Origin of the sequence: Colwellia psychrerythraea (assembly GCF_000764185.1) — a bacterium.
Classification (GTDB): Bacteria; Pseudomonadota; Gammaproteobacteria; order Enterobacterales; family Alteromonadaceae; genus Colwellia; species Colwellia psychrerythraea_B.
The window spans coordinates 37,467-50,169 of sequence record NZ_JQEC01000021.1 but is presented as its reverse complement, the minus strand read 5'-3'; the positions used below and the strand labels follow the sequence as shown (position 1 = coordinate 50,169).

Sequence of the window (12,703 nt, the reverse complement as noted above, 5' to 3'; positions counted from 1 at the left end):
AACCGACTGAAATTTATTGTTTTTCGTGTTTTTTAGCACGTATTTCTACCATACGGTCAACAAATTTTTCAGCCCACATATCTAATAAAGCTTTAACTACGGTGATATTATCAGCACCTGAGTTGGCAATAGTATTATCAACATATTTAGTACTGATGGCGGCCAGAATACGCTCCCGTCTAATACCTTTTAAAAACTCAATTTCAACAGAAACCTTGGTGGTTACATCACTTTTATCGGTTATTTGTAAATAAGCAAAGTTACCCGCGTTTAAGACCATACGAAAAGGAATGAAATCTGTAGGCATTAATTCTGGATCATCAAATTTAACCCCCGAAAATGCCCCTCGAATAGTTATTGTTCTAGGTCCTGCGAGCCGAACCAGCTTATAGTTATTTGCTGTAAGTCTGTCACTCATTTGCTGATGAAAGTATTGTGATAATTCTGCTAACTCTTCTTGAGTAAAATTGGCATCTGATGAAGCCCACATTTCAAAAGGAACAAGCTTTATTCGCTGCATATCAGCAATCATGTCAATGGTGAAGTTTTCGCTACGATAGACCTTGGTATAATCTGGATCATAAACATCTTCAAAACCTTCATAGTCCTTTAAAAAACCAGATTGTTGTTGATCGGTAATATTCATACAACCACTGAGTAATAAAGTAGCCACTAACATAACGGTAATTGTTGAAAACTTCTGTTGTACTTTAAATAACATAACTAACCTAGATAAATGAATTATTTGCGGCACTATAATGCTAGAATTTGTTATTGCTAGCTAAACATTTTGTGCCATTTATTGTGCCAAATAGGACAACTTTCACCTTCATTCACTAATAATGTCAATTTAGGTCAAAGCTATTTTCAATTATAGTTACTAGGTAAATCGCTAAGTATACTTTTCATCTAAGTAACCTAAACTCTGGATAATGAGTGCTTGATGTTTATGTAAAAAAAACAACTTATAGTTATTAAAAATCACCGGATTAAATAGCGATATACGCTATCAATGTTTCAATTTATTCGATTATCAAGGCACAACGTTTATGAATAACGGGTTATTTATCGACGTTTTAACGCTGAGAATTAGATAAAAGGGAATATTGAGCAAATGCTGCTTATCCAGAGTTCAGGTTAAGTAACCCCTAGAGAATTTATGAGTCAAACAACCCTTGCCACTATTCCTCGCCTTATAGCACAGGTACTTGCTATATATGATGTTGAAGCCGAAGTAGTATTTTCTGCAACAGAGATAGATTTAAGTGACGAGACTCAAATCCGTATTCCGATGGATAAAATGGCAGCGTTATGGCAATTAGCGGTACAAGAGACACAGAATAATACCCTTGGTTTAGTCGCGGCATCCTTATTTCAACCGGCGTACTTAAAGAGCATTGGCTTGGCTTGGCTGGCCAGTGAAAATTTAGAAAATGGTCTAAAGCGCTTTATTTCGAGTAGCCAATTAATAAATACCGCCATGCAAATTGAATTAATTGACCGTGAGAGTGTTAATGGTGCAGAGGTATTAATACAATACCAAAAACGCCTGTCACCCGAACAGCAAATAAAAATTCATCATTGTGCCATTGAACTGGGCATTGGTTTTTTCTTAAAAATGTTTCGTTTGGCGGCGGGTAAAAACATACCTGCAACTGGCGTTTATTTTACCTTTGCCATTGATGAAAATATCAAAGCTTATGAAGCCTACTTTCAGTGCCCTGTTTATGGCAATCAAGCCGTTAATGGCATTGCATTTTCTAAGGCACTACTAACCGAAACATTACCAACATTTGATGCTGAGTTAGTTGAAATGAACGAAATGGTTATCAATAAACATTTAACGTCGATGGATAATGGCCAAACCAGTAGCAAAGTGATTAAAATAATTAACGAGCTATTACCGTTAAGTTGTCCAACAGAAGAAACCATTGCTTATAAGCTACATATGAGTAAACGTACATTACAGCGTAAATTGAGCGGAGAAAAACAATCATTTTTAAGCTTACTTACCTCAGTACGTCTGATGTTAGCTAAACAAAAACTCGCCATAAAAAGTACGTCAATAACCGAAATAACTTATCAACTTGGCTACAGCTCTCCAAGCACTTTTGCCCGAGCTTTCAAAAAACATACTGGACTTTCACCGCTGGAATTTAGAAATCAACTAACACAAGATTGAGCCAACACCTGCAAACTTCAAAACTATAGTCATTAAACTCATTTATCACTGTGCATAAAAAAGCCGCTCAACATAGAGCGGCTTTTTCTTATTAGCTTGCTGATCTGGTTCAGATCAGCCCTGCTCTAACTTGTTAGCTTTCACTATCATTATTTGAACTTTTAGCTTTTGATTTTTCAAAACGCTCTTCCCAAAAAGTAGCATTGGTAATGCCTAATTTTTTCGGATCAAAAGTAAAGTTTTTAACACCTGCCTTTTGTTGCGCTTCGTAATCTTTTAACGCTTTTATCGCGGGTTTTGCCATAAAGAAGATAATAAGAATACCGATGATATTAAGCCATGCCATTAAACCAACGCCAATATCACCCATGCCCCAAGCAGCACTTGGCTGAGCGACTGTGCCATAAAATACTGCTGACATTAAGATTACTTTTAAAGCAAATCGTAATGCAGGAATTTTAATGGTTCTGTTGATGTAAGAAACATTGTTTTCAGCAATAAAGTAATAAGCAAGTATGGTAGTAAAAGCAAAGAAAAATAACGCAATGGCAATAAATGGTTTACCGAAACCCGTTAACACGCTATCAACAGCAATCTGAGTAAATGCCGGACCGCTAATTACCACATCCGCAGCCAGGTTTTGCACGACGAAAGTACTGCTACCTTCTGGCATAACATTGTAAGACTGAGTGATTAAAATCATAAACGCAGTAGCTGAACATACAAATAAAGTATCGATATAAACCGAGAATGCTTGTACTAAGCCTTGCTGCGCCGGATGTTCAACTTCAGCAGCTGCGGCAGCATGAGGTCCAGTACCTTGCCCTGCTTCATTAGAATAAACACCACGTTTAACGCCCCAACCAATAGCTGCACCAAAACCAGCCATAGGTGTGAAAGCATCAGTGATTATTGACATGAAAATACTTGGTAAAATATCAATGTGTAAACCAATAATAATACAAGCAATAATGATATAAGCTAACGCCATAAATGGCACCACAATTTGAGTGAAGTTAGCAATACGTTTAACACCACCAAAGATGATAAAACCTAAGATTAAAACGATAAAGGTCGCCGCATAAACTTTAGTTAAGGCAAGCTCACCTAAAAATGAAGATACTGTGCCGCCGTTACCGAAAACATTCACTAATGCATCACCAATGCCGTTAGACTGAACAACCGGTAATAACACGCCACAAGCAACGATAGTTGAAATAGCAAATATCCACGCATACCATCTTTGCCCCATGGCTTTTTCAATGTAATACGCTGGACCACCACGGTAAACGCCGTCTTCTTCTTCTTTATATATTTGTGCATTGGTTGATTCAATATAAGCTGTTGCGGCGCCAAAAAAAGCAACAACCCACATCCAAAAAACAGCACCTGGACCACCAAAGCCAATAGCCGCAGCAACACCAGCGATATTACCCGTGCCAACACGGCCCGATAGCGAAACAGCTAATGCTTGAAAAGATGAAATACCTTTATCTGAACTTTTACCCGAAAGCAATAAGCGAAACATTTCTTTAAACTGACGTATTTGCACAAAACGTGTTATTACGGTGAAAAATAAACCTGTACCTAAACACAAGTAAATTAGCGCAGGGCTCCAAATTATATCATTGATACTATTGACAAGTTCTTGCACGGTTAACTCCTATGATTGTTATTATTTTATTGAATAATGCTGTGCATTATTTCTGTTGTTATTGTTACGGACTACATTTTATAGCTAAACTCCCTAGCCATAAAGTACTTGCTTAGATAAAGAAAAGGCGAATACCTTAATATGTTTGTTATTAAGAAATTCGCCTAGTACTTTATCTATTTTCACCGACTAACGTAAGTCATCTATCATATGATAAACGCCTGTCAAGAAGTCTCGTCCCAACAAGCTACTACGTTCATCAGACCAACCAACACTGTAATCAGGTAGTAAGTCATTATCTTTAAATGGCATTTCAATGGTATAAGCTAAACACTTAAACTGATTACCAACCCAGTTAGTTCCTACAGTTGGCAGTGCTTTACCTGGTTCATCTTTATCATAACCGCGCTCATCTTGAAATTCAGGTGTGATAGCAATCATGATTTCTTTAAATTTATCTTCAAGTGCTTTATGGCGAGCATCGTAATTAACAACACCTTCACAGCCGGCAACAAAGTTTACCGGTAAGGCTTCATCACCATGTACGTCTAAAAACATATCAACACCGACTTCGAGCATTTTTTCACGAACTAAAAACACTTCAGGGCTACGTTCCATAGTTGGCTCTAACCATTCACGGTTTAAGTTTGCGCCACAAGCATTGGTACGTAGATGACCACGAACACTACCATCTGGGTTCATGTTAGGCACAATATAGAAAACAGCTTTGTTTAATAACGCACGGGCAACGCCATCGTCTTCATCAAGTAATCGGTCTAACATGCCTTCAACAAACCATTCAGCCATAGTTTCGCCCGGATGTTGACGAGCAGTGATCCAAACTTTACGTTTACCTTCACCCTCTTCACCAATCTTTAATAACGTCATGTCACGGCCATCAAGTGTTTGACCTAACACTTGTAGTTGACAATCAAGATGCATTTGCGCGTTATGAATTAAGTCTTGATGACGTTCATAACTGTAAGGTGCAAAATAGGCAAAATATACTGAGTCATATTCAGGCATTAAGGTGATGGTAAGTTTTTCACCATCATATTGAGTTGGTACACGGAACCAATGTTCACGGTCATATGAAGCTACAGCTTGATAATCTTCCCAACCTTCAACATAAGCGGCTTTACCAGCATTGTTAAGATGCATAACATGCTCTATGCGATCGCCATTGGTGGTTACGTCAGTTTGCAGTTTAAAGTGGAACCATTGGTAAAAATCAGATTGGTTATCTTGTTTGATTTCTAGTTGAATATTGCTTGCATCAGATGCGTCAATAACACGGATGTTACCGCTGTCGAAATTGTCAGTAATTTGCATAATAGTTATTTCTTCACTGTTAGGCTTAGCTACTTATCATAGCGCCAATGAATAATTGAATAATACAGTGTACACAAACAACTGGCAGATCACTATATAGATCGCGCTAAAATATTTTATAATGAGCGTAAATACAGGCCTAACTCTGAAGAATATCCCATAGATTTACCAATAATCACATTTTCTTCATTTAAAACGTAATAACTCGGATATCCACTGATTTCAAAAATATGTTTAATTGCCTCATTACCCAAAGCAATAGGAAAGGTTAATTGATGTTGACTGGTAAATGCCATCACTTCTTTGTTCTCAGTAAAATCCATGGCAATAGCAATAACGTCAAGCTGTTCATTCTTTTGATACAAGGCTTGTAAGTTTCCTATGCTGGCATGACACACCTGACACCAGGGCGCAAAAAAATACAAAATGGTGGTTTTACCTTGAGCATTTAGCGACACGGTTTCGCCCATCAAAGTAGGTACTTTATCAATATCAACATGAAGGTTAGTTGTCACAAGGTCGGTCAGCACAGTATCTGTTGATAACATACTGGTTTCTCTTAAAAAAGAAATCAGTTGAAAGGCAACTAAAAAAATAATGGCTTGAATAGCAAAACTGCGTAACAAAGGAGAATCCTGAAATAGTCATGGTGTCTTGCTTAATAGACCTGACCACATTAACTTTAATTTTGTAAAACTTTACTGTTTGTTAGTTAATTTTTACCAATTGCCATTAATACCCTTGTAGTGCCTTTCGGACTATTCATATCAAAGGGTGTTGATAGTTGATAATCACTAAATTGACAGCGTTTGAATGCCTGTTGTACTGTATTCTCAGATAGGCCCATTGAAGAGTCATTACCTGCTAACCAATCCCACTGAATAAAAGTGCCATTAGTTTTTAATAGAGATTTTAACAAGGTCAACATCTCGAGATAGTTTGGTAAGAATGCACAGACAGACGACGCGACTATAATATCAAACTTGTTAGATAATTCGGGTTGCTCATTGATTAGTCGCTCACTTAAGTAATTACTTATTGTAAAAACTCTCGGCAATGACTTTCCTTTAAGCACTTCAATCATTTTTGTCGAAGGGTCAATAGCCACCACTCTTTGTGCTTTTTCACTTAATCGATTTGTTAAAACGCCAGTTCCACAGCCAAAATCGAGAATAGTTTTTCCATCAATATCACAATGCTTTAAAAGCTGGGCATAAGCCTTATCGGCATAACTTTGTACATCGCTATTGCTATCCCAGTCTTCGGCGTATTCATCCCATTCATTTTTTCCCATAATATCCTTAAACCTTTGTTTCGCTTTTAATGCGTATTTCATTTTCTATATAAGTTTTAATATCGCTCAGATCTTTTTCTAACATTGTTCTCATGGATTTTTTAATAAACATTGCCATGATTGCCGATACAGCTCTGACAAAAAGAGAGTTAGAGGTTGCAGAAAAGCTCATAGTGAGTAAAGTGTTATCATAACTGGCCTCTGAAACGGCCAAGGTAGATAAGTAAATTGCGCCACTATTTTCGGCACGGGTACAATAATAAGACTCTTCTTCACTTTCGGTGATCCACATGGTTTCATCGGCTTGTTTACCAAACATCTCCCTGGTTTCCTTCCATTTCAAACCAACTAAACCCTGCTCAGGTTGATGAATAACGGTTAATTCTTTTATGCCAGAAATCATTTCTGCGCAATTTTTAATGTCGGTTATTGCCGCCCAAACGCTACTTTTAGGACTAGCAATTTCTATTTCTACATCAATTTTCATCTCTATCCTTTTTCATCAAGTAAAAAATAAACTGACAAGTTAACCTGAGCTCTGGGTAAGCAACACTTGCCCAACATTCCCCTTTATCCGATTATCCGCGTTAAAACGTCGATAAATAACCTGTTATTATTTATAAACCCAGTAGATCTAAGTGCTTGAGTTTTTTGTAACGCAGTGCCAGAGCTAAACAATGTGATAGCTCTTTTACGGGTAAGTATTGCCCAACATCAAAAACTATAGCTCTATTGCCCACATAACGAAACGTAGCTGGGTACACTTCCTTAAAGGTCTCAATTAATGTTGTTTTACAGTTAAAGTAAATAAAAAATTTTCCTGGCTGATTCGCCTTGTAATCAAAACGTATCGGGCTACCGATATTACTGCTGTAACTTGGCTCATGCCATTTCAACGTTTCTTCTAATTCTTCAACGCTCTCTTGCTCTGCAACTTTAAAAATTAAATCACGTATTTGATGAAGTGCTTGGGCAATGTCAGCTGGGTAACTTGAAAATTTTTTTTGTACTTCTATATTCATTTTATTCGCTCGACTTGCTTTCAACATACTTTGGATTAACTAATAGTAAGTAAAGGGGGCAATTTATTTTACTTAGTGATTATTTTTTTCGCATTATCGCTGGATAACATAATAATAAGAGTAACAATCTTTTATAAATAAAAGAAATAACAGCTTCACGGTAGATTTGTTAACAATATGTTTATATTGTGTATCTAAATAAATAATTATTTTTTGAGTTGTCCTACTATGAAAGCTATATTGATATTATTACTGTTATTTTCTAGCAACCTATTTGCTGAAGAGATTGCTATCGACGTTGTCAAAACACACCCTGAAATCATTGATTTTTTATCCAACAAACCTGCAACACAATACTGGATTAAATTCAGCCAAATGTCTTTAGGCAGTGAGTGTGGTTTCGCTGGCTGCCAATGGCGTAAACTCGTTTCTTTAGTCGTGACTTCAAAAAAATCAAATGCCCCAAGCATTACCACTTTAGCTTTAGTGAGTGGCCAAAATTCTAGTAATACTGACAGCACTAATGTTGAATTTGTTGAATTAACAAAACTAACTGCAAAATCCATTCAAAGCAAATAAACAATTATAATGTGTGCTTTTTTATTTATTGAATAATAATTAAGCACCATTATTAACTCCTGCACCTACTTACCTTAAACATTCCTCCTCATTATTTTGAATAAAAACAACTATAAAATCGGCGTTAACGATATTTTATTTGAAATAAATGTATAAGAATTCAATATGCAACTTTTTTACCCTGTCACCAGGTGATTGATTAATAACCACTTTAGCTGTGTATACAATAGGCAATACAGTTGCGTAAATTAAATATTACAACGGTGACATAGATCAAATATTAACCTTTTGTTAACATTTTGTTAACTTATGTAAATTAGTGCTACCTTGAAATAGTCAGTTTACACTGATGATTAAAATTCTAAGGAAACACTATTTAACAATATCGTTGAAAATATTATTTTTAATGAACAATAAATTTACGGAGTATCAAATGTATAAAAATTATAAAAATCATAAAGCTACTAAGTTATCTATAGTGCTTGCTGCAACATTAGCGGCCTCAGCAATGAATGTATCTGCGACAACAGTTACCTCGATGAACATCAAAAACCAAACCGCAAATGGTATACCTTCATTTGTTACCGGTGACCTTGGTGACATGACAGATAAGTCAGCGGTACAGTCATTAAAAGATATCATAACTAGTCAAAATGAATTTGGTGCACAAGGTAATGAAAGTTTTACCATAAATCGCCAATGGGTTGATCAACTCGGTAAAAGTCATACCCATTTTGATCAAACCATTAATGGTCTTAAGGTTTATGGCACCAGTATGATCATTCATGCTAATCCAAGTGTGGGTATATTAAATAATAGTAATACTACTAGTAGTATTTATGGCTTAACCGGACGTTTAGCACATAATAATAATAGTGCGCCCATGTCTGTAATGAATAACAATAGTAATAAGGCTGCGAAAAAGGCACTAGCCGCCGCAAAACTGATTGGTAATCCATCAGGTGCTGCGGAGTTGGCTTATATTTATTTACCTTTAAGTGAAGAAACCAAGTTAGCTTATCGATTGGAAGTTTCTTGGGATAATGGGAATAATGATTTTGGCCGAGACTTTATCTATTTTGATGCTAACTCATCTGAAATATTAACCCGTGAGCCACAAGTACATTCAGCAAAAAATTGGCGCACTTATACACTAAATGGTGGCGCAGCAAGCTCGGCTCCCGGCAGTTTATTATGTACAAATAATCAAAGTTGTGGCGGTAATGCTGCTGCACAACGTGCACATGACGGCGCAGCAAAAGTCTATGATTACTACCAAAGTAAATTTGGCAGAGACTCATTAGATAATAACGGTATGACCATGATTTCAAGTGTAGATATGGGCGTTTCAAATGCTTATTGGACTGGCAGTCAAATGATCTACGGCGAAGCATCAAATGGTCTTAATGACTTTACTGCTGATTTTGATATTATTGGACATGAATTAACCCATGGTGTGACCGATAATACTGCTAGACTAGTTTACGCAAATGCCTCTGGCGCCTTAAACGAAGCTTGGTCTGATATATTAGGCCTTTCCGCTGAAGCCTATAAAAATGGTTCAACCACTTCAACTTGGTTATTAGGTGATGACCTTTATAATAATCAACCGGGTAAAGCCTTTCGTTATATGAATAACCCAACACAAGATGGTTACTCAAAAGACTGGTGGCCTGAGCGTATTCCTTATGTAAGCAACCCAAACAATAATAATGATCAAGGTGGTGTACATGGTAATTCAGGTATTGCTAACTTAGCTTACGTATTATTAGTTGATGGTGGTACTCATCCGCGTAATAAGTCAGTAGCGCAAGTTCCTAGTATTGGTATGGCTAAGGCAGAGAAAATTTTCTACCGCGCATTGACCACCTACATGAACCAAAACACTAACTTTGCTGGAGCGAGAACAGCAACAGCACAGGCAGCACAAGACCTTTACGGTGCAACGGAAAAATCAGCGGTAGAATGTGCTTGGGGTGCTGTTGGTGTCGGTACTACTGAAGCCTGTTCAGGTGATGTAATCCCAGGTGTAGAATTACAAAATGGGGTTGCTAAAACAGGTATAGCTGGTACAGCCAAGCAACAAATGTTTTATACGTTTGAAGTACCAGCCGGAGCAACAGATCTTAGCTTCAAAACTTCAGGCGGTACAGGTGATGCGGATTTATTTGTTAAATTCGGCGCAAAACCTAGCTTATCTGTACAAGATTGTAAGAGTACTTCCAGTGGCAATACTGAAACATGTACTATAACTAATATTCAAACTGGCACTTATCATGTAATGGTTGAAGCTTGGAGTGCGATTAGTGGCGTTAGTTTAACCGGTAGTTTTACCGATGGTTCTAATGGTGGTAATGAGCCAATCAACGATACATTGAGCAATATTTCAGTATCGCAAGGTCAATGGCAACATTACACTCAAGTATTACCTGCGGGTTATGCAAATATGACCATTAACATTTCTGGCGGCACGGGTGATGCAGATTTGTACATTCGTCATGGCGCTCAATCAACATCAACGCTGCATGACTGTCGTCCTTATCTAAATGGTAATGTTGAAAGCTGTAGTTTCACCGCTCCAGCAGCAGGGACTTGGTATATTGATATTCATGGTTATCAAGCGGCTTCTGGTGTAACGCTAACATTACAAGCTAACCCGTAATTTAAAAAACTGATTTATCAGAGGAGCATTAGCTCCTCTTTTTTTATCTCTATTTTGCTATACAAGGATTTATATATGAATAAGTTACTATCTGGACTTTGTTTGTTTAGCGGTATAATTTTATCTAGTTCTGCCCTTGGACAACCCGAGTTAAATGACAAAAAAGTTTGGATTTCTATTGGTACTGATGCCGCCAAACTAATTAGTCAAAAACATCAAGGTATTATTAATTTACAGCACTTAAAAAGTGTATCTAGTGCTGTTTTGTCAACCACGACAATTGCACAACTACCTGAAGCACAGATTGACCGTTTGAGTGAGTTTATGCATGATAATTTTAACCGTTGCGGTGGTTTTTTTTACCATGAAAGCTTAGCTGATGCACAAGCATATACTCAAGCCCAGCAACAATTATTACCTGCCGCTGCCGTTAATTACTCAATTGATAATGCCACTACTGTTGATGCGTTATTAACAGAATTAACTGCTAGCAATATCACGGCTACTATTGATAGCCTCGCCAGTTATAACAATCGTTATTACTCACAACAATCGGGCGCGGATGCAGCCAATTGGCTAAAAAACAAATGGTCCAACATAGCAGCTGAACGTAGTGATATTAATGTTGAGTTATTTCAACATAGCTGGAAACAACCATCAGTTATAGCGACCATAACAGGCTCTACTAACAATGAAGAAATTGTCATTATTGGTGGTCACCTTGATTCAATCAATGGCGGCAACCCAACCACAGGACGAGCTCCTGGTGCAGATGATAATGCTTCTGGCATTGCAGTAATTACTGAAACTCTACGTGCAGTTATCGCCAGCGGCTTTAAACCCGAACGAACAATTAAGATTATTGCTTATGCTGCAGAAGAAGTTGGCCTTAGAGGCTCTCAAGCCATCGCAAAAAGTTATAAGGCGGCCGGAAATAATGTTGTTGGTGTGGTTCAATTTGATATGACAGCTAATAAAGGCAGTGCCGATAAAGATATTGTTTTCATGACAGATTTTACCAATGATGGTCAAAATCAATTTTTAGTTCAGCTTATTGATACTTACCTCCCAGGCATCAGTTATGGTTTTGATCAGTGTGGCTATGGCTGCTCTGACCATGCATCATGGCATAATGAAGGTTATGCTACATCAATGCCTTTTGAGTCAAGAATGAACGATATAAATGGCAAAATTCATACGGCAAACGATTCAAGCTACAATATTAATCACATAGTAAATTTTACAAAATTATCAATGTCATATTTAGGAGAGCTTGCTAAAGGTACCGCAGACAATACTGGTAACCCTACTAATGAATTACAAAATGGTGTTACTAAAACAGGTATTGTCGGTACCGCTAAGCAACAAACATTTTATACCCTAGATGTACCAGCCGGTGCAACAGACCTTAGCTTCAACACTTCAGGCGGTACTGGTGATGCGGATTTGTTTGTTAAATTCGGCGCAAAACCTAGCTTATCTGTACAAGATTGTAAGAGTACTTCCAGCGGTAATACTGAAACCTGTACCATCACTAATGTTCAAACTGGTACTTATCATGTAATGGTTGAAGCTTGGAGTGCTATCAGTGGCGTTAGTTTAACTGGACGTTATACCGATGGTTCAACTGGCGGTAATGAGCCTATTAATGATATACACAACAATATCTCAGTAGCACAAGGGCAATGGCAACATTACACGCAAGTATTACCTGCTGGGTATTCTAATATGACTATTAACATTTCAGGCGGTACCGGTGATGCTGATTTATACATTCGTCATGGCGCTCAATCAACGTCAACGCTTCATGACTGTCGTCCTTATCTAAATGGCAATACTGAAAGTTGTAGTTTTACCGCTCCTGCAGCAGGGACTTGGTACCTTGATATTCATGGATATCAAGCGGCTTCAGGCTTAACACTAACATTACAAGCTACGCCATAACTTAAATCTTAAACAATAAAACCGAGGGCCAATA

General features: G+C 37.4%; 11 protein-coding genes. 4 read left to right on the top strand and 7 right to left on the bottom strand.

Annotation, left to right across the window (positions count from 1 at the left end; all coding sequences use genetic code 11):
- Nucleotides 1–13: 13 nt before the first annotated feature.
- Nucleotides 14–721, bottom strand: coding sequence for a DUF3313 domain-containing protein (locus GAB14E_RS13285; protein ID WP_033082031.1), 708 nt, complete (start codon nt 719–721; stop codon nt 14–16).
- A 438-nt stretch (nt 722–1,159) separates the two neighbouring features.
- On the opposite strand from GAB14E_RS13285, the gene GAB14E_RS13290 reads away from it, so the two are divergent.
- Nucleotides 1,160–2,182, top strand: coding sequence for an AraC family transcriptional regulator (locus tag GAB14E_RS13290; protein ID WP_033082030.1), 1,023 nt, complete (start codon nt 1,160–1,162; stop codon nt 2,180–2,182).
- A gap of 133 nt (nt 2,183–2,315) precedes the next feature.
- On the opposite strand, the gene GAB14E_RS13295 is transcribed toward GAB14E_RS13290, so the two are convergent.
- The 6 genes from GAB14E_RS13295 to GAB14E_RS13320 all read right to left on the bottom strand — a co-directional run bounded on the left by GAB14E_RS13295 (nt 2,316) and on the right by GAB14E_RS13320 (nt 7,484).
- On the bottom strand, nt 2,316–3,836 hold the full coding sequence (locus tag GAB14E_RS13295) for an alanine/glycine:cation symporter family protein (protein ID WP_033082029.1): 1,521 nt from the start codon (nt 3,834–3,836) through the stop codon (nt 2,316–2,318).
- Nucleotides 3,837–4,025: 189 nt separating this feature from the next.
- On the bottom strand, nt 4,026–5,168 hold the full coding sequence (locus GAB14E_RS13300) for a M14 family metallopeptidase (protein ID WP_033082028.1): 1,143 nt from the start codon (nt 5,166–5,168) through the stop codon (nt 4,026–4,028).
- Between the two features lie 116 nt (nt 5,169–5,284).
- A complete protein-coding gene (locus tag GAB14E_RS13305) occupies nt 5,285–5,794 on the bottom strand; it encodes a TlpA family protein disulfide reductase (protein WP_231562021.1) in 510 nt (169 codons plus the stop codon).
- Nucleotides 5,795–5,880: 86 nt separating this feature from the next.
- Nucleotides 5,881–6,462, bottom strand: coding sequence for a class I SAM-dependent DNA methyltransferase (locus GAB14E_RS13310; protein ID WP_033082027.1), 582 nt, complete (start codon nt 6,460–6,462; stop codon nt 5,881–5,883).
- Between the two features lie 7 nt (nt 6,463–6,469).
- On the bottom strand, nt 6,470–6,949 hold the full coding sequence (locus GAB14E_RS13315) for an SRPBCC family protein (RefSeq protein WP_033082026.1): 480 nt from the start codon (nt 6,947–6,949) through the stop codon (nt 6,470–6,472).
- 130 nt (nt 6,950–7,079) lie between these two features.
- The gene (locus GAB14E_RS13320) at nt 7,080–7,484 is read right to left on the bottom strand and encodes a DUF1801 domain-containing protein (RefSeq protein WP_033082025.1); all 405 of its coding nucleotides are present in this window, start codon (nt 7,482–7,484) and stop codon (nt 7,080–7,082) included.
- Nucleotides 7,485–7,712: 228 nt separating this feature from the next.
- Here GAB14E_RS13320 and GAB14E_RS13325 point away from each other — a divergent pair, with 228 nt between their 5' ends.
- The 3 genes from GAB14E_RS13325 to GAB14E_RS13330 all read left to right on the top strand — a co-directional run bounded on the left by GAB14E_RS13325 (nt 7,713) and on the right by GAB14E_RS13330 (nt 12,669).
- Nucleotides 7,713–8,063 (top strand): hypothetical protein, encoded by a 351-nt coding sequence (locus GAB14E_RS13325; RefSeq protein WP_033082024.1) that lies wholly within the window; start codon nt 7,713–7,715, stop codon nt 8,061–8,063.
- Nucleotides 8,064–8,496: 433 nt separating this feature from the next.
- Entirely contained in the window at nt 8,497–10,725 is a 2,229-nt protein-coding gene (locus GAB14E_RS24080) for a M4 family metallopeptidase (protein ID WP_052093632.1), read from the top strand.
- Nucleotides 10,726–10,800: 75 nt separating this feature from the next.
- Nucleotides 10,801–12,669, top strand: a complete 1,869-nt coding sequence (locus GAB14E_RS13330; protein ID WP_033082023.1) for a M28 family metallopeptidase — start codon at nt 10,801–10,803, stop codon at nt 12,667–12,669.
- Nucleotides 12,670–12,703: the final 34 nt, after the last annotated feature.